General features: G+C 46.0%; 17 protein-coding genes. 3 read left to right on the forward strand and 14 right to left on the reverse strand.

Going from position 1 to position 21,819, the window contains the following annotated elements; genetic code table 11:
* Positions 1–130: 130 nt before the first annotated feature.
* The 5 genes from MHI25_RS23285 to MHI25_RS23305 all read right to left on the reverse strand — a co-directional run bounded on the left by MHI25_RS23285 (position 131) and on the right by MHI25_RS23305 (position 8,725).
* The gene (locus MHI25_RS23285; RefSeq protein WP_340394439.1) at positions 131–1,033 is read right to left on the reverse strand and encodes a carbohydrate ABC transporter permease; all 903 of its coding nucleotides are present in this window, start codon (positions 1,031–1,033) and stop codon (positions 131–133) included.
* A gap of 15 nt (positions 1,034–1,048) precedes the next feature.
* A complete protein-coding gene (locus tag MHI25_RS23290; protein ID WP_248548341.1) occupies positions 1,049–1,981 on the reverse strand; it encodes an ABC transporter permease subunit in 933 nt (310 codons plus the stop codon).
* A 272-nt stretch (positions 1,982–2,253) separates the two neighbouring features.
* A complete protein-coding gene (locus tag MHI25_RS23295; RefSeq protein ID WP_340394440.1) occupies positions 2,254–4,464 on the reverse strand; it encodes a helix-turn-helix domain-containing protein in 2,211 nt (736 codons plus the stop codon).
* A gap of 338 nt (positions 4,465–4,802) precedes the next feature.
* The gene (locus tag MHI25_RS23300; protein WP_340394442.1) at positions 4,803–8,177 is read right to left on the reverse strand and encodes a X2-like carbohydrate binding domain-containing protein; all 3,375 of its coding nucleotides are present in this window, start codon (positions 8,175–8,177) and stop codon (positions 4,803–4,805) included.
* On the reverse strand, positions 8,156–8,725 hold the full coding sequence (locus MHI25_RS23305; protein ID WP_340395702.1) for a hypothetical protein: 570 nt from the start codon (positions 8,723–8,725) through the stop codon (positions 8,156–8,158). The genes MHI25_RS23300 and MHI25_RS23305 overlap by 22 nt, the downstream gene beginning before the upstream one ends.
* A gap of 371 nt (positions 8,726–9,096) precedes the next feature.
* On the opposite strand from MHI25_RS23305, the gene MHI25_RS23310 reads away from it, so the two are divergent.
* Positions 9,097–9,933 (forward strand): DNA-binding protein, encoded by an 837-nt coding sequence (locus MHI25_RS23310; RefSeq protein ID WP_143762733.1) that lies wholly within the window; start codon positions 9,097–9,099, stop codon positions 9,931–9,933.
* A gap of 19 nt (positions 9,934–9,952) precedes the next feature.
* Complete coding sequence (locus MHI25_RS23315) at positions 9,953–10,207, forward strand: hypothetical protein (RefSeq protein WP_340394444.1); 255 nt, start codon at positions 9,953–9,955, stop codon at positions 10,205–10,207.
* Positions 10,208–10,247: 40 nt separating this feature from the next.
* Here MHI25_RS23315 and MHI25_RS23320 read toward each other — a convergent pair whose 3' ends face one another.
* The 3 genes from MHI25_RS23320 to uxuA form a co-directional block, all read right to left on the reverse strand.
* Positions 10,248–10,439: a hypothetical protein gene (locus MHI25_RS23320; protein ID WP_340394446.1), complete on the reverse strand. Its 192-nt coding sequence runs from the start codon at positions 10,437–10,439 to the stop codon at positions 10,248–10,250.
* 461 nt (positions 10,440–10,900) lie between these two features.
* Complete coding sequence (locus tag MHI25_RS23325) at positions 10,901–12,511, reverse strand: mannitol dehydrogenase family protein (protein ID WP_340394447.1); 1,611 nt, start codon at positions 12,509–12,511, stop codon at positions 10,901–10,903.
* Positions 12,512–13,588: a mannonate dehydratase gene (gene uxuA / locus MHI25_RS23330; protein WP_340394449.1), complete on the reverse strand. Its 1,077-nt coding sequence runs from the start codon at positions 13,586–13,588 to the stop codon at positions 12,512–12,514. It abuts the gene before it with no gap.
* Positions 13,589–13,807: 219 nt separating this feature from the next.
* Here uxuA and MHI25_RS23335 point away from each other — a divergent pair, with 219 nt between their 5' ends.
* Complete coding sequence (locus MHI25_RS23335) at positions 13,808–14,461, forward strand: GntR family transcriptional regulator (RefSeq protein ID WP_076128891.1); 654 nt, start codon at positions 13,808–13,810, stop codon at positions 14,459–14,461.
* Positions 14,462–14,619: 158 nt separating this feature from the next.
* On the opposite strand, the gene ascB is transcribed toward MHI25_RS23335, so the two are convergent.
* From ascB to MHI25_RS23365, 6 genes are all read right to left on the reverse strand, one after another.
* Positions 14,620–16,080 (reverse strand): 6-phospho-beta-glucosidase, encoded by a 1,461-nt coding sequence (ascB, locus tag MHI25_RS23340; RefSeq protein WP_340394451.1) that lies wholly within the window; start codon positions 16,078–16,080, stop codon positions 14,620–14,622.
* Between the two features lie 18 nt (positions 16,081–16,098).
* Positions 16,099–17,397: a PTS transporter subunit EIIC gene (locus MHI25_RS23345; protein WP_076128887.1), complete on the reverse strand. Its 1,299-nt coding sequence runs from the start codon at positions 17,395–17,397 to the stop codon at positions 16,099–16,101.
* A 3-nt stretch (positions 17,398–17,400) separates the two neighbouring features.
* On the reverse strand, positions 17,401–17,706 hold the full coding sequence (locus MHI25_RS23350; RefSeq protein WP_036683292.1) for a PTS sugar transporter subunit IIB: 306 nt from the start codon (positions 17,704–17,706) through the stop codon (positions 17,401–17,403).
* 1 nt (position 17,707) lies between these two features.
* Positions 17,708–18,046, reverse strand: coding sequence for a PTS lactose/cellobiose transporter subunit IIA (locus MHI25_RS23355; protein WP_038572728.1), 339 nt, complete (start codon positions 18,044–18,046; stop codon positions 17,708–17,710).
* A 27-nt stretch (positions 18,047–18,073) separates the two neighbouring features.
* A complete protein-coding gene (locus tag MHI25_RS23360; protein ID WP_076128885.1) occupies positions 18,074–19,996 on the reverse strand; it encodes a BglG family transcription antiterminator in 1,923 nt (640 codons plus the stop codon).
* Between the two features lie 390 nt (positions 19,997–20,386).
* Positions 20,387–21,817, reverse strand: coding sequence for a YfcC family protein (locus MHI25_RS23365; RefSeq protein WP_076276785.1), 1,431 nt, complete (start codon positions 21,815–21,817; stop codon positions 20,387–20,389).
* Between the last annotated feature and the right edge of the window lie 2 nt (positions 21,818–21,819).

The following is a 21,819-nucleotide window of genomic DNA, read 5'->3' on the forward strand; positions in this document are numbered from 1 at the left end:
AATTAGTAAAGTAATCAAGCTTTGCTTCTTCAAATATTATCACTCCCTTTTGTAATTTAGCAGGTGATACGATGATACCTTAAGTGTGTACTCCGGGCATACCTCCTTTCCAAAAAAGAGACTCCTAAGATCAACCCTTGACGGAACCAACAAGCATCCCCTGTACAAAATAACGCTGTACGAAAGGATAGATAACAAGTACCGGCAAAGTGGCAATCACAATTAAGGAATACTTCAGCAGCTCGGAAAGCTGTTGTTTCTCGACCAGTTTCCCCACGTCCATGGCTCCACCAGCGGTGTTGTTCTGAATGATGATGCTTCGCAGGACAAGCTGTAAGGGGAACAAATCTGCTGATTTCAGATATATCAGCGCATCGAAATAGGCATTCCATTGACCTACCGCGTACATAAGCACCAACACTGCGAGAATCGGTTTGGATAACGGGAGTACCACGCTCCAGATGAATCTCATATCACTACAGCCGTCGATTTCACTAGCTTCCAAAAGCTCCTCCGGAATCGAGGATTGAAAGAAGGAGCGGGCAATAATGACCTGCCAGACCCAAATGGCGTTCGGAATCAGCAGCGCCCAGCGAGTATCGATCAGATGCATCTCCTTCACTACCAAATAGGTGGGAATTAGCCCCCCACTGAAGATCATGGTGAAGGTAATGATCATCATCAGTGTATTTCGTCCGAAAAAACCTTTTCGAGACAGCGGGTAAGCGATCATGACCGTTAAAGTTATACTAATCAGCGTTCCCGCTGCGGTGTAGAAAATTGAGTTTCCATAACCAGTGATAATCTCAGGCGTATTCAGCAATACTTTGAAACCCTTGAAGGATATATCTACAGGCCAGAGCCAGACACGACCAGAGGTCACGGCTGCCGGACTACTGATTGAGCTGCTGATGATAAAAATAAGCGGATAAAGTACAGCGATTACCACAAGAGTAAGCACGATATAGATTGTGATCAGGAACGCTTTGTCGCCGACGGATTCTTTAATCTTTTTTTGAACTGCTGCTGCCATAGATGAGCTCCTTTCCTACCAGATGCTGTTCTTAGTGATTCTTTTCGCCAGACCGTTTACTGTAAATAAGAGAACCAAGTTGATGATGGAGTTGAACAGGCCCACCGCAGTTGCAAAGCTGTAATTGGCATTCAACAGGCCGACCCGATAGACATAGGTGGCAATGATCTCAGAATTAACGAGGTTAAGCGGGTTCTGTAGCAGGTAGACTTTTTCAAAGCCAATCGCCATTACATTCCCTACATTCAGAATCAAAATGATAACGATGGTTGGCACAATCCCTGGCAAATCGACGTGGCGGATTTTTTGAAACCGCGAGGCTCCATCAACTTTGGCAGCTTCATAAAGTGTTGGGTCTATCCCTGCAAGCGCTGCCAAATATACGACTGCACTGTAGCCCGCTGTCTGCCAAATATCAGACCACACATAAATCGAACGGAACATGCCGGGTTCACCTAGGAAGTTAATAGAATCCAGTCCGAAGAAGTTGAGTGCAATGTTGGCAAAACCGAGCCGAGGGGCCAGAAAGAGCATAACGATTGACACCATGACAACCGTCGAGATGAAATAAGGGGCAAACGATACAAGCTGAACGAATTTCTTAAACCTTCCTCCCCGTACCTCATTAATCATGAGCGCAAGAATAATCGGGATTGGAAAACCCGCCAGCAGCTGATAGCCACTAAGCATAATAGTATTCTTGAGCAGTGTCCAAAACTGCGGATTCTCAAAGAAGAGCTGAAAGTTTTTAAATCCGACCCATGGACTTCCCCATATCCCTTTTATGACGTTATAGTCCTTAAAGGCTAGGACAGTGTTCAGCATCGGATAATACTTGAAGATGATAAAAAACAGCAAAGGCGGAATCACAAGCAGATGTAACTGCCAGTGCTTTTTTATGCTTTTGCGAGCATTTTGTAAGAATACGGGGCCTTTGCTTTTCGGCAACGACTTGCGATGTAATACTAATTCTTTCTCCAGAACAATTCCCCCTAAGCAGATGTCTGTGATTTGTGATAGCGCTTTCTACGGATTGATCATAGATGACTTTTATCTCCAAAAGAAAGGTACACTTGGGTGCTTCAGCGTACAAATCGCCCTATCTGAGGAGCACAAAATAGCAGTAGAACGGCCATTTTTCCGAATTGTAGGGTTGAAATCAGAAAAAAGACTGCATCGTCCAAAGTGGACAGTGCAGCCTTATGTTATGGCATATTTTTTTATTCATCCACAGATTGTCTGTAGGCACTCGGGGAAACACCCATCAACCTTTTGAATGCGCGTCTGAAGGAATGTGAACTGTTGTAGCCCACCCGAACGGCAATCTCATCCACCGTTAATCCGCTCTCTTTGAGCAGGATGATGGCCTGATCCATTCTGACTTTTATCAAATGGTCGGAGAAATTAACACCCGTGACCTCTTTAAACAGCTGGGAAATATATTTTTCCGGCCGCTCCACCTGTTCCGCCACCCGGTAGAGGGTTAGTTCCGTATCCGAGTAGTTTTTTGCTGTGTAGTCCTTAATCTGCTTGATGATTTGAATATGAATATCTTTCTTTTTATTCGCAATGAGTCCGCACAGCTCTTCCATAATGTCAAAAAATTCGTTCTGGATCGTCTCAAGCGACTCTGATGAGCCAATGTCTATGACCCGCCGTTTGACACTCTCGATATCTGAATATTCGGTAAATGCCTTTTGATCCAATAGCTTGAGAAAAGTCCCCTTCATTTCCCCGACAAGCTGGTGCTTCATTTCGATGGATAATTCTCGCTGCTCCATATTCTGCACAATAATCGCACGCACAATCCGTTTGGCTTCCTCAAGCTCTCCGGCTCGAATCGTGCTGATTAACCGTTGCTCCGAATCCAGCGGATAATAATAAGTTGTATTCTCAATTTGAGCTTCACTGCTCCAGATAATCCCTTTTTTATTCATATAAACAGCATATTCCAGTGCCTGCTTCGCTTGATCATACGAAAGGCTAACCTCTGTTACCTCTGTGAATAGATCCCCGAAGCCCGCCAGAATGGTAATGCGGTACTCATTAAAGACATTTGTAGCGAGCTCCTCCATCGTCTGGGTGATATTCGCTGCTTCCTGTTCCTTGTCAGCTCCTTCTTCCCTAGAAAAGAACAGCGTTACAACTTTATCAGAGCCCATATCCGTCATCAGGACATCCACGCCAAGCTCAGCCAAGGTCTGTTTCAGCAGCAGCCGGGAAGCACTCAGCTCGTTCAGAATTTCAACACTGTCCATACCCGCATAACCGTTAATCTGAACAATTCCTACGTAGCCAGTATTCTGTTTCATGCTGATATCCGCCTGTTTGGCGGCAGAGATAATTTCATCCCGCGTTTTGAATTCACCGGCAATCAGCCGTTTCAGGAAGGCATCTCGGACCAGAGGAAGCTGGCGGTTAAGCTCGGACTCGAGCAGCTTATTTTTGGTAATCATATCGGCTATATTGCCGCTCAAAAAGTCAAATTCATTTCTCTCCGAGGCTTCTTCTTTGCCGAATTGCTCCTTCATGACACTGAGCATACGGTTGATTGGCGCGCTGTTACGGTAAGCTAATATCAGTCCGGCAATCAAACCGATAATTAGAGTGCCTCCCGTAATTTGTATGGAGATTCTCTTGATTTTGTTAGCATTCTCCATCAAAATATCTTGAGGAATCCCGGTCTGATACACCCAGCCATTGGAATCGGAACGGGTAGTAATCACCAGATCATCCTTATAAAACTGACTGACCTTGTTCTTATCAAAAGCTGGATCGTCGAGCATTTTGACCATTTTCTGCTCATCACTTCCTTGCAGAACAATCGTATTCCCTTTAGCATCACTAATATGCACCCAACCCCCATATCGCTCGGTCAGGCCTGAAAGCAGGCTGGAGATATTTTTTTCATCAATAATCACTACTGCGACAGCCGGCGAGGAATCATTAAAGCTATCCAAGGGGAGTGACTGCATATAGGTAATGACCGAGGTTTGCATCCCCCTGCTGACAAAATCACTAAGTGGCTTGATCTCGCTGCGGTGGGTTGTCTCAAGCACATCTTTTCTCCAATCCTGTAACGAAAGATCCTTATAGTTGAAATTAGAATAGTAATGCTCCGGACGATAGGTCGAACCTGGGGTTAGGATAAGATTATAGTTGGCGAGGTAAATATAATAGTTTTGCAAAAAATCATTAGTCTGGCCGAAGGTCAAAACATTCCGCATCGTTTTCCAAATCCCATACACATTCGTCTCATTTTCACTTTCATTCATAAGAACATTTAGCTCCTGGTTGACCGCCAATTGCCTGGTAAAGCCTTCAACCTCCGCCATACGGCGCTCCAATATCTCCTGACTTTTCTGAAGCTGAGTGACTCCATTCTCAATCGAGATGGACTGTGTCACGGAGATCGAGGTTAGATAGGACATGTACCCGCCAATGCTGGGTATGACCAAAATGACCACATAAGAGATTAGAAATTTACGAAAGATATTGGAATATTTCAGCGTAGTTAGCCTCCCTCAATATGACATTTCGATAGCGCTATCATTACCATAGATTAAAACATTTTGCTTCATAGTCAAGGGTTTGAACTCACTTCACCCTCCTGCACCTCTTCAGAAATGGAAAAAAAACAGCGATCTACGCCGTTATCACTGCCTTTTATCGGCAATTCCGATATTTTATCTATAGTGCGTGACCCTCCTGTCATTTAGAAAAAAGGGGCCAGTAACGGCCCCCCTTCTTCAATGCTTTGGCTAGACAATCAGTTCTTCTTCTGATCTCTGGCCTCTGATCCAGATGTAAAGACATGATCCGTCGAAGCTTCTTCAATGTCGCCGAAGGCCCAATGCGTTGCCGGAACATCTGCCCACTGTGGATTTGTTACATTGGTTAGAGGACCTCTGCCCAAAGCCCTATTCATAACCACAACAGCTTCGGCACGAGTAAGCTTGGCATTAGGACGGAAAGTCCCGTCATTATAACCAGTCAAAATGCCCGTACCTTGGGCTTGCAAAATCGCCGCCTGTGCCCAATGTCCATTGATGTCAGAGAAACCGGAGCCCTTCTGCGTCGAAACCGTTCTAACCAGGGTCACCAGACTGGCCATTTCTGCACGCGTCAATGGTTGATTAGGTTTAAAGGTGCCATCGCTGTAACCCTTCATTAGTCCCATCTTCGCTGCTTTAGTTATGGCATCAGCACCCCAGTAACCAGAAGGCACATCACTGAACACAACCCCTGCTCCAGTAGCTCCCTTCTCAGCAACATTGGCAAGAATCGTTGCCATCTCAGCACGCGTAATTTCGTGCTCCGGCTGGAAGAACCCACCCGGATAACCTTTGATATATGCGGTATGACGGATCGGATTAGACCCGCCATTCCCTGCAGATCCATCCTCGTTTCCAGTTGCCGGAGTTGGCGTCGGTGTCAGGGCAGGTGGTGTAGAAGATGGCTGAGCTGGAATGTACGAGCCACCTGAGTCCGTTGATGTTGGTGTTGGTGTCGGTGTCGGACTTGGCGTTGGTGTTGGTGTTGGACTTGGCGTTGGTGTCGGAGATACAGCAGGACTCGTTGAAACTGTGAATTTCAATTGATCCGTCAGCATGAAATCACCAGATTTCTTCACAGCTTTAAGCGTGTGTATCCCGCCTTCCAATCCCGAAATACTATAAATTTCCTGACGGGTCAGGCGGCTCTGACTATACGCATTTACGGTTTGGACCCGTTGTCCATCCACATAAATATCCATATCACCTTGCTCTGGACCCATAGGTGTGATCAGGCTGATTCCGGTACCCTTGAAGGTATATTCAAAGAAATCACCGTCCACTGATGTGGAGTGAACATCGTTAAGATAATCTCCCTCCACAGTAAACTTAAGGTTCAGCGTCCCCACTGGCTGTGCAGCAAGATAAGATTTATTCAGTGTAACACGGTTACCTGCTACTGAATAATCAGTCCCGAGAACCAGATCATATAATCCGTTAGTAATACCGGCAAAGCTTTCCGCTTGCTGCAGCAATGTCACCTCAATATCTTCCTGAGCGGAAGCAGCTTTATCAAAGCTGGCAGCGATCGGATTAATCATATTCGGAATTTCTACCTTAAGCATATCAAGGAGCATAAATCTGCCTGATTTCTTCACAACCTTGAGCGTGTGCATTCCATCCGGTAAGCCAGAAATGCTGTAAAGGTTCTGAAGTGACATTTGTCCATGATGATAGGCACTGACGGTTTCCTTAAATTGATCGTTAACATATATATCCATATCACCCTGTGACTCATCTACCTCTGTGAACAGCTGAATCCCCGTTCCTCTGAAGGTATATTCAAAAGAATCACCATTCTGCTCCGTATATTGCACATCGTCTTTATAGTCACCCAATCCTCTGCCACTGCTGCGGTTCCAAGTGCCATTGTACTTAACTGTCGAATCATCGTTATTAATCATCACATAACGAATGCCTGTAGAATCACTAATTTGTATCGACAGGGTCTGTGGATCACCAGTGTTAAAAATGAAAATCAAGTCGGTTGTGCCTGCCGGCTGCTGCGCAAGGTATTGCTTAAGAATGGTCAATTTATCATTCGTCACCGTAAAATCGTCTTCCGAAAGTGCCTCGCCATTATTTTCAATACCGCTCAGTGTATTACCTTTCAAATTCAGAGTGACAGTAACATCCTCTTGTTGTTCTATTGCTTGGTCGAATCGAGCAGATGTCGGAGTAATGGTACTATTCTGTTCTCCTGCTGGAGTTTCTGTAGTCACCTTAAATGCGTCAAGCAGCATAAAATCACCTGAGCTTTTGACCACTTTAAGCCTGTGAGAGCCGTTAGCCAGTCCTGAGACACTGTACAGATTTTGCTGTACCTCTCTTGATCCAGTTTTATAAGCACTAACGGTCTGTGCAGCCTCATTGTCCAGCGTAATAATCATATCTCCCTGAGATTCATGCTTTTCGGTCAGCAGGTCAATGCCAGAGCCCGTAAAGGTGTACTCAAAGGAATCCCCGTTCTTCTCGGCATAATGCACATCGTCTCTATAATCACCCAATCCTCGAGATGAGCTTACCTGCCATGCGCCATTATATTTAATGCCGCTGTCATTATCATTAATGTAAACTACATTGGTGACCGTTGCCTTGTTCGCAGCAGACGAATTCTCAGACGGGTCAGTCCCATAGTACGTAACATCCGATTGTGAAGCTATCGACGGAGCAGACGAGGAATCCTTGATCGTAATGCTCAAATCTTGCTTTCCTTCTAGCAGCTCTTTGCCGCCATTACGCTTCCAATCCCCGCTGTAGCGCATACCTGTATCATCATCATTGACTGTAGAAGTGCCACCTAATGCTGTAACTTTAAGCATCCGTGACGCATGAGGTTCAAGTATCCCTCCGCTAAATTCCTTCTCAAAGTCTCCCAGCTCAGTGTGACTCCATAAATCGCGAACGGAAGCCGGGCCTTCAAGGCCGAGATCACTCCATTTGACTTTCACCTCCGCACTCCGACTGCCCAGATTGAACAGAGCTACGCTGTAAGTACCATCTCCATTATTGGCATACCAAACCTGCTGCTGGGTATCCATGGATACTGGATGGCCTGGACGTCCTGCCTGATTTACGGCAATTACCTCATCATTGGTAAGCAATTCTAGACCATAGCTGTCCAGCCTAGTCATGTCATTCCCTGTATACAGTGGTACGGAAGAGATTGACCAGAATGTCATCGCGGATTTCCGCTCGTCTTTGGTCAGACCATCCATAGAACCGTTACCAACGTTCAGGGAATCAAAATCATTCCAACCCCCAGGACCTGCATCCCTCCACCAAAGTGCTGCTTTGGGGAACAAGCGGGAAATACTCGGCCAGGCTGTCAGCCCACTGCCATCGTAAGCTTCCACATCCCAGTCAATTCGCCAACCGTTGGCATACTTTTTCCAGAAATCCACGTAATTGTGATCGAGCGCCCAGGACAGCTCAAACCAGATGTTATTTCTGTCAAAAGCCTTAGACCATGCCTCAACATCGCCGCGCGCATCACGGCTCAAGTTATCAATCCCCGAGCCAGGAGTCACGCTGTCAAATTTGACGAAATCAATGCCCCACTCGCCAATCATATCGGCAATAGAATCCACATACTTCTGGGCAATGGATTCGTGAAATCAATTTTATAAGTGTAGGAATTCCAATAATCCATAATGGTAAGCGGCTTGGCTGTAATGTCCTGTATGCGGCATTGGCCACCAGTCCCGTAAATCTCAAGATTCCGATTAAAGGCATCGATGGATACCCCCGGAATCATATAGATTCCAATTTTCTGTCCATTATTATGAACATAGTCGATGACCTCTTGAAATCCGTTAGGATATAAGGTCTCACTTGGAATCGGTCTGCCGTATTCATCCATGTCGCCATTCCAGCCCGCATCAATATTGATGTATTCATATCCATGGGCTTGCAACTTCTCATGCATAACATCCGATTGTTTCTTAATGCTTTCGGCCGAAGTCCAGTTACCTGCACCGTCGTACACCTGCATGCTGTAACTGCTCCAGCCCATATACGGCTTTTGCGCCATACTTTTCTCAGCTGCTAGTGCCACATTGCCCTGCGTTCCTGTGAAACCGAACTGCGCTGCTGCAATTATAAATACCAACAGGCTCATTCCCAGCTTTTTTCCCATTCGCTTCAAATTATCCTTACCCCCTCATGAAATGTGGTTAAAATTTCTTTGATAGCGCTTTCTTTACGGGATGATCATAAAGGAAGAACGAGTTCCACGATAGGTACATTTCCGCATTTTACGTACAAATAACCCAAAAACAAGGGGACAAATGAACAACGGAACAAACATTATTCCTTCAACACTAGAAACTTAAGGAAGATAATGTGAGCTGGATGTATTTTGAAAATTATTAATAAAGACCCTTTTGACCTTATGTAACGTGATGGAAATCACATGATTTAATGTAAAATAAATGAATAATTTAGAAATGAAATACAATTATCTTAATCGATGCATGATATGCTCTAGAAAGGGAGATAGGATTGAAGTTGGATTTGGAAGAGTTGAATGTGGATTCCTTGATTCAGATGCTTAAGGCATCATTTTCATTTGAGAATTGGGATGCCATGATTGAAATTGCAGACAAGCTACATGAACAAATTTCCATCATATATGAAAACAATAGTAACCTCATAAGAGGTCCTAAACTGAAGCGGAGTATCCCCTATTATTTTGGATATAGCTCATGCGCAAAAGGTATAGCACTACAAAAGTCCGGTAAGTTTGACGAGGCAAAACTATGTATTCAGAAGTATGCTGACCTTGGCTGGATAGGAGGTTTAGATGAAGAGGCCATTTATGAAGTCGAATATTACCGCAATATAGCAAAAGCCAATTCATACGTTATCGATCTGCTGGAAGGCAAAATGGGAGTGCTACATAAATACGTTGAGTTTATTAGAAAAAGTGATGATGAAGAATTATTGCCGGGACTCATTACCATCTTAGAATCTTCGATAATACATGATTATTCCGTTGATTGGATTCTGAAGGAATTCAAAATCAATGTTGATGACATAGGAGAACATGAGACTATTGTGAATATCAAATACCATGAGGATTACATTTATTTGCTGGCGATGTATTACTATAAACAAGAGAATATGTACGATACAATCAACACTATTCTAGAAATCTTGTTATTAAGCATCAAGCTAGACGATGATACAGGCTTCAAAAAATCAGCAGCGCTCTTTGAACTCCTTAGAGACCACGCCGATCAATCACAACTCAAAGTGCATCACAATATCATGAAAACAATAATTGAAAAAGAGTTTACCAGGTCCTTCAGCTCGCGAATCGAGTTCAGCAAAATACACAGTTAAGCATCACGGAGATCGTTGATTGGATTATAAAGTTGGTTATAAAAAAGGAGTGGTTCTCCGGTTAATGGGGGGAATCACTCATTTAGGGTGTATTGGTCCCGGTCCATACGGTGCATTCTGCGGGATTTATACCGTTTATTTCGCCACATTCGCTCGATCAGCTGCATTCTGCGGGATTTATACCGTTTATTTCACCGTATTCGCCCGATCCGGTACATTCTACGGGATTTATCCCGTTCATTTCGCCACATTCGCTCGATCCGCCACATTCTAAGGCATTTATGCCTCTCTTTTCACCACCTTCACTCGATCAGCTACATTCTGCGGGATTTATACCGTTCCTTTCGCCACATCCGCTCGATCAGCTGCATTCTACGGGATTTATCCCGTTCCTTTCGCCACATTCGCTCGATCCGCTGCATTCTGCGGGATTTATCCCGTTCATTTCCCCGCCTCCGCTCGATCAGCTGCATTCTGCGGGATTTATACCGTTCTTTTCGCCACATTCGCTCGATCAGCTACATTCTGCGGGATTTATACCGTAGATTTCTCCGTATTCGCCCGATCAGCTGCATTCTGCGGGATTTATACCGTTCTTTTCTCCGTATTCGCCCGATCAGCTGCATTCTGCGGGATTTATACCGTTCTTTTCTCCGTATTCACCCAATCAGCTGCATTCTGCGGGATTTATACCGTTCTTTTCGCCACTTCCACTCCAGCCGGCCTTTCTGCCCGCCCCACAACATGGTGTTGAACCCCCTCAAAATTCGTCGCTCAGTTGACGAACACCGGTTATTCGTCATGTGTTTAGTTTAACTTTCGTCCTTCTCATTTTACATAAGATTCTTTTCACACTTTGTTTGGATTTTTTAAAATCATACAAAAAAAAGCCCCGATTGATTGCCTCGGGACTTTTTTAGCTTTATTTTCTCCTATATTAATTCAAATCTACTTAACTGCCTAGCTTTCACTTTAAATAGTTCTCTAATGTTCTCCGTACCGCTCCTGGGCCTGCCATCATTTCCTGGAACATAAGCTCAATCTTATCACCTAGACCAATCTCGTACAACGGAACCCCAAAAAGTCGCTCATCTTCAAGAATGGGGCGCACACTTGCAGTTTGGTCTCCAAGCGAAACTCCCTGCAGGTAACCTTGCAGTGTTTCTAGTAACGGATCTGAACTCAATGTGAAGACTTCTCCAGCATCATTCACTCCAAGTAAGTAACGACACCACACAGCGATAGCCAGTGGAATCGCCGTTAGCTGCGCTGGATCGAGATCCTCCCGTCGAATATAGGATTTAATAGTTTCACCAAACCGTATACCTACCTTCTGCGAAGTGTCTGTAGCAATCCGCTGCGGAGTATCGGGGATAAATGGATTGGCAAAACGCTCCGTAAGGACTTCGTCCAGGAACTGCTTTGGACTGAGAATCCCCGGGTCCACTACGACGGGCAGACCTTCTTTGTAACCGATTATCTCCACAAACCTCCGCAAAGTATCGTCCTTCATCTCATCCGCGATCAAGGTGTAGCCAAGCAGACAACCGGAAACAGCAAGCGCCGTATGCAGCGGATTAAGGCAGGTCGTTACTTTCATCGTCTCCACCTTGTTGACTGTCTCCCGGTCCGTAAAAATAATTCCGGCTTCCTCTAGTGGTGGACGTCCGTTCGTAAAGTTATCCTCCACTACAAGATATTCGCTGATCTCAGCATTTACGAAAGGAGCGGTATATGTGTTTTTGGAGGTAATGATCACATCCATATCACCAATTCCCTGTTCCAGAAGCGCTGCCTGTACACTCTCCGAAGGACGTGGTGTGATTTTATCGATCATGGACAATGGAAAGGTTATTACTCGTTCATCTTCCAGATAGCGCACATAGTCTTCCACAACTAGTCCTCTTTGGGCCCATTCCTTAGCGATGGACACAACACCGTTCTTCAGCTTGTCGCCATTGTGTGAGCAGTTGTCCATGCTGACAAAGGTCATCGGATATTGGCCTTTCAGATATCTTCGATAAGCAAGCGAAGCTACAATGCTCATGACATGAACAGGATGCTCCGGTCCGCTCTCAATATCCTTTTCCACAATGCCAAAATATTTATCATACGGATCCGTCAACGAGTAACCCTTCTCCGTGATGGTGAAACTAGCCATTTGCAGGCTGGGATTCTCGAACACCTCGATCAATCTACGGTACTCCGCTTCTCGGTTTTTGTCCGCTGCGATTCCCTCCACAATACTACTCACTACTCTTTTCTGGAAATCACCACGAGCATTCATCAGCACTAAAAGGGTCAGATTGTCGTAGGGCTTGTAGACTTTATCAATCATTTCGAAATCAAAGGTTTCCACCGCAATAATACCTGTATCCGACTTCCTGCTATCCAGCAGCTTCTGATGAGCATTTGCCACGAATCCCCTGAAAATATTACCTGCACCGAAATGAATCCATTCCGGTTTAAGCTGTGTATTGTTTGCTACCTGCTCATAGTCGAACTGTGGAAGCTCCACACCAGCAGCTTTCCAAGCTGCTTTTTCCCCTTGGATACTGCTTCTGGTCAGATGCAGCATTTATTTTGCCTCCTTGACATTATCCAAGCTATCCCAAACACCAAGCAAATACATGATGCCCATAGCTCTATCATACAAGCCATAACCCGGTCGGCAGTTCTTCTCTTCCCCCCACAGATGCCGCCCGTGATCCGGACGTACATAACCAATGTATCCGTTCTCATGATAGGCTTTGACCACCTCGGCCACATCAACACTTCCGTCACGCCCACGGTGCGACACCTCAATGAAATCACCGTTCTCAAATACCTTCACATTGCGGATATGGGCAAAATGAATACGATCATGGAACTCGCGGATCATCGCTGGCAGATCGTTATCCGGATTCGTGCCGAGTGACCCTGTGCAGAACGTCAAACCGTTGTACGGGCTGTCCACCAAATCCAGAAAGCGGCGGATCATATCCCGATTGCGGATAATACGCGGCAGTCCAAAGATCGGCCAAGCCGGATCATCGGGATGGATAGCCATCTTGATGTCCACTTCCTCGCATACTGGAATAATGCGTTCCAGGAAATACTGGAGGTTGTCGAACAGTTTATCTTCTGTCACATCCGAATAAGCCGCAAACAGCTCATCCAGCTTTGCCAGCCGCTCCGGCTCCCAGCCCGGCATCGTGAACTTTCCAGCTCCCTTCAGAATCCGGTCCACCATCTCACGCGGATTATCGGTAATGGCAGCCTTTTCATAAAAGAGAGCATTCGAGCCATCAGGCAACTCTTTATACAGCTCTGTGCGGGTCCAATCGAAAACAGGCATAAAATTATAGCAGATCACCTTAACGCCAACCTTGGCGAGTTTACGAATGGTGTCGATATAAATATCGATATATTTATCACGGGTCGGCAAGCCGATTTTGATATCATCATGAACGTTGACGCTTTCTACTACAGCCGTGCTGAAACCCTTGCTGGTGATTTGATCCGCCACTTCTTGGATCCGTTCCATTTCCCACACTTCTCCGGCTACTTTCTCATGCAAAGACCAGACAATCCCCATAACACCCGGAATCTGCCGAATATGATCCAGCGTGATATTGTCATTGCCCTCGCCATACCATCTCCACGTCATGTTCATTGATAAACCCTCCTGTGAATTCGTTTTCAACTATCTTGTATACAAGATTTACTTGATCATAGAATAAGAACAATTCTTTGTCAATCACAATTTGATCAGGAATTTTATCCTGAAATCAAGGAATATCCACCCTATTTTCATCCCAATGATTTTAATGAACGAACTTATCATGTATACTAGTACTGTATCTGTCATCAACAATTGAAAGCAGGAACAGAAATGTCAATTAAAGCTGAAATTCTAAACACACTGAAGCAAGAAATCCTCACGCTGGCGTTAAAGCCAGGCACCATTCTGAGTGAAACAGCCTTGTCTGAGCGGTTTCAGATTTCACGTACGCCGTTGCGTGATGTTCTCAAACAGCTTGCACTGGAATCTTATACCGATATCTATCCGAAAAAAGGTAATATTGTCTCCTTTATTGATCTTGAATCTGTTGAACAAATCACATACTTGCGTTGCACACTGGAAAAGGAGATCCTCAAGGATCTTTCTGCACAGCTTTTACTACCAGGAGTGCACGAGCTTAAAGAAATTCTTAAGAAACAGAAAGAGGTCATCGGGCAGGAGAATGCTGTAGATTCTTTCCTTAATTTAGACGACGAGTTTCACCGGGCCTTGTACAGGCTTGCTGGACGTGAGTATCTGTGGACTCTGATCCAGCAGTCGAATGTACATTATCTCAGGTACCGCAGACTGCACATGCTTAAGACCGACAAGCTGGAAGAAATCTGGAACGAACACCAATCCATTCTTGAGCTTATGGTGCAAAAAGAAACCGCCAAAATCGGCCCGCTAATCCACCACCATCTCCGGGAAGATATTCATTCACTGGATTTTCAGGAGAATTTCTCGGAATATTTAAAGAAATAGTCAGCTAAAAGGCAGCTTGCCCATAAGTTAAGTGCCTTCCCGGATAAAACTTCGTTATAAGAAGAAGCACACACGATCTCTATTCCCTATTAAAAAAACAAAAAAACCTTGATTTCTCAAGGTTTTCGTAAAAAATGAACAAGAACTATAACCCCGCACTAATAGCTTAAATCTGCACCGTTAGAGGTTATGACCTTTTTGTACCAGTAAAAGCTGTCCTTACGCAGACGCAGCAGCGTTCCATTGCCTGCATCATCCTGATCAACATAAATGAAGCCGTACCGCTTGCGCATCTCTGAGGTGGAAGCCGAGATCAGATCAATACAGCCCCAGCTGGTGTAGCCCATCAGCTCCACGCCATCGGCAATGGCTTCCGCCATCTGCTTAATATGCTGTGCCAGATACTCTATCCGGTATGGATCACGGATCGTGCCATCCAGTTCGAGCACATCTGCAGCACCCAGACCATTCTCTACTACGAACAAAGGAAGCTGGTAGCGGTCATGCATCTCCTTGAGCACAAACCGCAGCCCCTTTGGATCGATCTGCCAGCCCCAGTCGGAAGTTTTCAGGAAGGGATTCTTCAGCCCTGAGGACAGGTTACCTTCCGTCGTAGCCGTGATACTCTCATCCACACTGACTACTGAGGACATGTAGTAACTAAAGGAAAGAAAATCTACAAGATTGTCCCGCAGCAAAGCTTCGTCCCCCGGCAACATGGTTATTGTCACTCCATGCTGCTCCAAATGCCGGCGGATATAAGAAGGATAATAGCCTCTAACCTGAACATCGGAGCAGAACATTGCCATTTGGTTCTCAGCTTGTGCTTTCAGTACATCACCGGGATGACAGGAATATGGGTAGAGCAGCTTGCGGGCCAGCATGCAGCCGATCTGGAACTGCGGATTGATCTCCCGGCCCCGCTTAATCGCAAGCGCACTGGCTACGAACTGGTGATGCAAAGCCTGAAAAGCAACCTGCTTCTCATTTGACTTGCCATCCAGAATAATCCCTGCGCCCAGAAACGGCGCTTTGAGTGTACAGTTGATTTCGTTGAAAGTCAGCCAATACTTCACCTTATCCCGGTAACGGGTGAACACAGTCTCCGCATAACGGACAAACAGTTCAACCAGTTCTCTGGATTCCCAGCCGTTGTATTTGGTGACTAGGTGCACCGGCATTTCATAATGGGAAATGGTGACCAGCGGCTCGATATTATATTTACGCAACTCATCAAAAACATCGTCGTAGAATCGCAGTCCTGCCTCGTTAGGTACCTGCTCATCGCCATTCGGATAAATACGAGGCCAGGAGATGGACATACGGAACACCTTAAAACCCATCTCAGCGAACAAGGCGATATCTTCTTTGTAGCGGTGGTAGAAATCAATCCCTCTGCGTTTGGGGTAATTCCCCTGATTATCATCCTGTATGGCCTCTTCTAGCTGTGGACCGGACATGGACAATAGCTGTTCCAGGCTCTGCCGTTCCTTAGGAGGACAATATTTGACTACATCAGCAGTGGACAAACCCTTGCCGCCCTCATTATACGCGCCTTCGACCTGATTGGCGGCTACCGCACCGCCCCACAGGAAGTTTTCCGGAAATGGATAAGTCATCGGTTGAGCCTCCTTTTATTAATGGGTGGCAGCGGTTGCTGCCGCTTTAGCTTCAGCCTGCTGCTCTTGCTCCAGCGCTTCGGCATCGGCTTTTTTGAAGAATGGATAGTAGATCATGAAGCTTGCGCCAATCATAACCAGCTGGAACGCACTTACGCGCCAGCCCCCGTTCATCCAGCCATTAACCAGCACCGGAATGCCCAGCGGTACCTGAATCCCGTGCAGCACAGGAAGGATACCCAGCGTCGTCAGAAGAATCGCCAGACCACTACTCACCAGCGGAGTCAGGATAAACGGAATCATAAACCGAACATTCAGCACCAATGGCATCCCGAAAATCACCGGCTCATTGACACCGATCAGACTTGGGATAATTGCCAGTTTACCAAGTGTCTTATAACGTGTAGATTTGGCGAACAACATCGCAATAATGAGACCTAACGTTGCGCCCGCACCACCGATCAGTACATAAACCGGGAAGAACGGTGAACCAATGATATGCGTACCTTCCACACCTCTTTGGTAAGCGTCCAGATTCTCAAGTCCCAAAGCCACCCAAATCGGGCCGACAACGGAATAGACTACCAAGGTGCCGTGAACTCCAAAGAACCACAGCAGGTGAATTACGAAGATGCAGATCAGCATCGCCCACCAGGTACCCCCCAGACTAGTCAGTGGCAGTTGGATGATCGAGAAGACAAACTCGTGCATATTGCCATATTTCGTTGCGGCGAAAATCGCCGTCAGCACTAGCATCAGAACCGCTACGATAAAACCAGGCGTAAGCGCGGCAAAAGATTTCTCAACCGTGGGCGGAACACCCTTCGGCATTTTGATATAGAATTTCTTTTCCAATACAAAGGTATATATCTTACCTACCAGCAATGCCAGGATGATTGCCACGAACAATCCCTTGGCGCCTAACCAGGAGTAACCAAATGCTTTGGTCACGCCATCATCCAGCAGTCCTTTTGGTGTAACTAGCAAGAAACTCATCAGCGCCAAAATCCCTGCCGAAAAGCCTTGCTGCTTATGTTGGGTAGCGAAATTGTAAGCGATGGAGAACACCGCGTAGAGTGCGATCAAATCGGTGGTTACAGTTGCCGGAATCGAAGTATAAGTTTTGAGTCCAGTGCTTTCCAGGAAATTCTGATAAGGATCAAGCTTGAGTGCATTAATCAGGGAAAAAATAGCGCCCAGAATCAAAATTGGCATCAAGGCCATCAGACCGTTGGAAATAGCGCTGATATAGGTGTTTTTTTGGATTTTCGTGCTGACTTTCTGGATCTTGGCTCTCCATTCTGCGCCGCCTGCCATGACTTAAGCCCCCTTCTCCATCAGTTCAAGTGCTGTAGCCAGCACCTTGTCCCCATCCATCATGCCATAGTCCATCATATCGATCGTAGTTACTGGAATGTTCGGATATTCTGCGGCCAGATCGCCTTCGGCGTGTCCCATTTGTGGTCCAAGCATAATGATGTCAAAAGGCTTTTGATCGGCGATGTCACTCTCCGCCACCGCATCAATAACCACTTCAACCCCTTGTGTCCGTGCCGATTCTTTCATCCGTTCCACCAGCATACTTGTCGAGAATCCGCCTGCACAGGCGAGCAATATTTTTTTCATCTTAGTTCACCGATCCTTTCAATTCTAGTTCGAGCGCCTTGCGTTCTTTGATTTCTTCGATCAGTTCCACAGCCAGTTCTCTAACCGTCAGGGCATTCATCAAATGATCCTGCGCGTGAATCATCAGCAGCGTAATTTCTGTCTTTTCGCCCCGGCCTTCAGCCTGGATCAGCCCCGTTTGTACTTTATGTGCTTTGGTCAAGCTGGTCTTGGCGTTCTTAATCATCTCGCCCGCTTCTTCCAGGTTTCCGGCGCGCGCGGTTCTTACCGCTTTTAGGCTAAGGCTTCTTGCCTCTCCGCTGCTGGCAATAATCTGCATAATCGTTTGTTCATAATCCATGGGTTCTCCACTCCGTATCGTCATTTTTTATAGTAGGTTCTCTATCTCATTCATAAATTGCTCATAACTATTCGTGTTTAGTAGCCGGTTACGGCTGTCTTCCTTCTCCATTAGAACCAGTAGCAGCTTGCTGATCTCTTTGTGCAGGAACAACTGCCCCGGACCCAGATTGATCAGAAAAATCAATTGGACCGGCTTCCCCTCATAGATCAGCGGTTTCTTCAACACGGTTACACTGATACAGTCGCGGATCGCGCTCATCCGCATCGGATGCGGGCCGGCCACCCCATTTTTGTAAATGGTGGTGAATTTCTGCTCTCTGAGCAGCACTTGTTCGGGAAAATCGTCAGCTGCATAATGATTGCCCACGATCTCCCGGCAGCGCTGCTTTAACAGCTCCATGTAATCTTCGTCCGAACCAGACAGATGAAACAGCTCCCTGCGGAACAAATCCTTGAAATCCATCAGCTTGTAGGACGGTTCTGTGCGATTAATCTGCAAAGACAATATTTCTTTGATCCGCTGAATCTCTTGATCATCCAGCAGCTGTTTGATATGGATCACCGGTTTTTCCTTAATCTCTGTTGCCAGCGGCACAGTAGAGAGGATCAGATCCACAGGCTTGCTGCTGATCTCCTCCACCTCCGTGATGGAGGCTGTGATCACCGACGCTTTGGGGAATACCGCTTCCAGCTTCAGCCGGATTAACTGGGCACTGCCCCCTCCTGTCGAGCAGATCACGGCAATCCGCTTGAACTTCTCCAGATTGCGCTGCTGCATCCGTTCCAGATGGGTGGCAAAATGCAACGCGACATACCCTGCCTCATCCCGCGACATCCGAAACCCGTACTGCTCCTCTACAATCTCAGCGAAGCGGAAGGAAATGACGAACACATTGGCATACTGGCTGTAAACATCCTCCACCAATGGGTTGCCGAGCTGAAGATTGTAATACAACCGGTTCAGCAGCGGGAACATATGCAATAGCAGTGCTTCGCGCAGCTCTTGATCTTGAGTGAATCCAGTAAGGAACTCGCGGTCCAAGCGCTCCAGAATAGCCGTGATTCCCTCCCGCAGATGCGATTTGGTCTCTTCCGACATCCGCTCCATAATGGTCTTGCCAGAAATGTGCAGCGCCAAATAATCAATCTCATCCGCCGGAAGCTTAATCTGGTATTGAGAGGAGATGAAATCTGCAATACTCCCGGCAATATCCTGATACAGCGGCTCAGGTGTTCCCTGCAAGGCTTGTCCAGCCACAATGAAATTGTGCTTGGAAACTCTGTAAAGAAGAATGAACAGATGGGTCAAGATATTATCCAGAAACACATCCGAGATCTTCAGTTCTTTTTCCTTGAGGATTTGCAGTAGAAATCCCTTAAGCTGCTCAGCATCGAAGTCCTGACTAAAAGCATGAAAATCCTCCGTATGCTGCAGCGTATGACCCGATTGCAAGATAAAGTAAGAAAAGGCTTTACGGAAGTCTTGCTCTTCCCCCTCGATTTTCATGCCATAATGAGCCCGGCGTTTCAAGCTAAGCCGGAAAGCGGCAAGTCGCTGCTCTACTTCCTTCAGATCGGAAATAATAGTAGAACGGCTAACGCCGATTTCTTCCGCCATGTTATCCATAGACTGATAGTTATCGTTCTGCAAGAGATAGAATAGTAAATACTGCTGGCGTGATTGCTTATTATCGAGATCCACCTGATCCAGCTGCAGCATTCCTTTTTCCTGGTAGCTACTGAATTTGGCTTCATCGCCAATCTCCAGTAGATAACCCTGGCCGCGGATCATACGGATACCGAAACCATTCGCCTCTCCTGTTTTGTCGAGTGCACGGATCACGTCACGGAGAGTCCGTTCGGACAACCCCACTTCGGCAATCAGCTCACTCATGCGCACAGGACTCTTGCGGGTATATAAAATATTAACAATCGTATATTCTCTCACCTTAAATTCCCTCATTTGTGATACTAGTATCGGATGAAGCACTCAGCTGGTTATGAATACATCATACGTGGAAGCGTTATCTTCTGAACAGTTTGTATTCTGCTGTTTGGAACGGCAGAAACTGACGGATAGGTAAATAACGGATTAAATTCTTAGCATACATTATTTGTGGCCACAAATCAGGAGGAAATATACAACAAAGAGGAGACTGCGATTAATTATTAAAATAAACAATAATAGATTAGGAGAATGATTGATTCATCTTCTACAGATGTGATGTGAGGGGAATAGGATAAATATGTAGAGTCAAAAATCCCAAGGTCAGTATGACCTTGGGATTTTGATTATCTTCTGCGGGAAATCCCGCATGGCTTTGCAATATGTTATCCACTACATGCCCACAGCAGAGGAAACTGCGGCAAAGATTGCCGCCACCAGCCAAAGAATCGGAAACAGCTTGAGTATTACCTTTAACCATTGTCCAAAATTGATCCGGGCGATGGCCAAACCTGCCAGCAGCACACCGCCTGTTGGCGAAATGAGATTCGTTAATCCATTTCCAAATTGGTATGCGGTTACTACCGCTTCGCGGTTAACACCCACAAGATCGCCTAATGGTGCAAGCACAGGCATCGTCAAGGCCGCCTCTCCTGATGAAGAAGGAACCAAGAACGTAATAATATTATGCACGACCAGCATGATGGTGGTGAACAAGTAATTCGGCAAACCCTTAAGCATAGTAGCCAGGCCATTCAAAATGGTATCGATAATCATCCCGTTCTCTGCAACGACGAGGATCCCCCGGGCCAAACCGATGATCACAGCAGCGTAGATAAATTCTCCGCAACCTTTAACAAAATTCTCGGCAATTTCCTTTTGACTCATCCGGGTTACAATCCCCGAAAAAATACCAAGTGCAAAGAAAAGCGCTCCGATCTCGGTCATATACCAGCCTTTGCTCAGTATTCCCCAGACAATAAGCCCCAAGGTAAAGATGAAGCCGCCAATAATTAATTTATCCCGATTCGAGAAACTTACTTCTATCCCATCGTTCTCCTTGATGAAGTGTTGGCGGTTTAGAATATCATTTTGGAATACCGCTGATTTCTCCGGATTCTTCTTCACCCGTTGCGCATACCACATCGTAAAACCGATCGATATCGCAGTAAAAACAACCCATTCAATAAATCTCAGCCATAGCTGTGGATTTCCCTGCACCCCTGCTACGCCTTGCGCAATCAATACAGAGAAAGGATTAACGGTTGATCCGACATAGCCGATCTGTGTTCCGAGAAATAAAATTAGAATCGCCGTCATGGAGTCAAAGCCCAAGGCAAACATTAACGGTATAAAAATAGCGTAAAGCGGAATGATTTCTTCACTCATCCCAAAGGTGGAACCCCCCAGGCTGAAAATCACCATGGCTATCGGAATCAGTAATATCCCTTTACTTTTGAGTCTTCCGGCTAAAGCCATCAGTGCCCGGTCAATCGCCCCAGTCTGTAGAATAATTCCAAAAGCTCCCCCTACAATCAGGACGAAGGCGACGACATCAGCAGCATTGATGATTCCCTCCAACGGCGCACTGGCAATTTGGGCAAATCCTTGTCTCAAATCCCCTTGCTCACTGATTTTGGGAACGGTATGATAGGTTCCCGGGATGATGGCTGTTCTGGAGGAACCATCCACCAGCACTTCCTGACGGTCAAATTGGCCGCTCGGGACAATCCAGGTTAATCCGGCAATAGCCACGATAATCAGAAAAATCAATGTATAACTATGAGGAAGGGACCATTTAATTTTACGTTTAACCGTTTCCATTT

Origin of the sequence: Paenibacillus sp. FSL E2-0177, from assembly GCF_037992975.1 — a bacterium.
Lineage (GTDB): Bacteria > Bacillota > Bacilli > Paenibacillales > Paenibacillaceae > Paenibacillus_AQ > Paenibacillus_AQ odorifer.

Bases quoted from the DNA above. Each gene is read 5' to 3' on its own strand.
- MHI25_RS23285 (WP_340394439.1), bottom strand. From the start codon at position 1,033: ATGGCAGCAGCAGTTCAAAAAAAGATTAAAGAATCCGTCGGCGACAAA.
- MHI25_RS23295 (WP_340394440.1), bottom strand. From the start codon at position 4,464: ATGTCCTATCTAACCTCGATCTCCGTGACACAGTCCATCTCGATTGAG.
- MHI25_RS23305 (WP_340395702.1), bottom strand. From the start codon at position 8,725: ATGGGAAAAAAGCTGGGAATGAGCCTGTTGGTATTTATAATTGCAGCA.
- MHI25_RS23320 (WP_340394446.1), bottom strand. From the start codon at position 10,439: ATGTGGCGAAAAGAACGGTATAAATCCCGCAGAATGCAGCTGATCGAG.
- MHI25_RS23325 (WP_340394447.1), bottom strand. From the start codon at position 12,511: ATGCTGCATCTGACCAGAAGCAGTATCCAAGGGGAAAAAGCAGCTTGG.
- uxuA (WP_340394449.1), bottom strand. From the start codon at position 13,588: ATGAACATGACGTGGAGATGGTATGGCGAGGGCAATGACAATATCACG.
- MHI25_RS23335 (WP_076128891.1), top strand. From the start codon at position 13,808: ATGTCAATTAAAGCTGAAATTCTAAACACACTGAAGCAAGAAATCCTC.
- ascB (WP_340394451.1), bottom strand. From the start codon at position 16,080: ATGACTTATCCATTTCCGGAAAACTTCCTGTGGGGCGGTGCGGTAGCC.
- MHI25_RS23345 (WP_076128887.1), bottom strand. From the start codon at position 17,397: ATGGCAGGCGGCGCAGAATGGAGAGCCAAGATCCAGAAAGTCAGCACG.
- MHI25_RS23350 (WP_036683292.1), bottom strand. From the start codon at position 17,706: ATGAAAAAAATATTGCTCGCCTGTGCAGGCGGATTCTCGACAAGTATG.
- MHI25_RS23355 (WP_038572728.1), bottom strand. From the start codon at position 18,046: ATGGATTATGAACAAACGATTATGCAGATTATTGCCAGCAGCGGAGAG.
- MHI25_RS23365 (WP_076276785.1), bottom strand. From the start codon at position 21,817: ATGGAAACGGTTAAACGTAAAATTAAATGGTCCCTTCCTCATAGTTAT.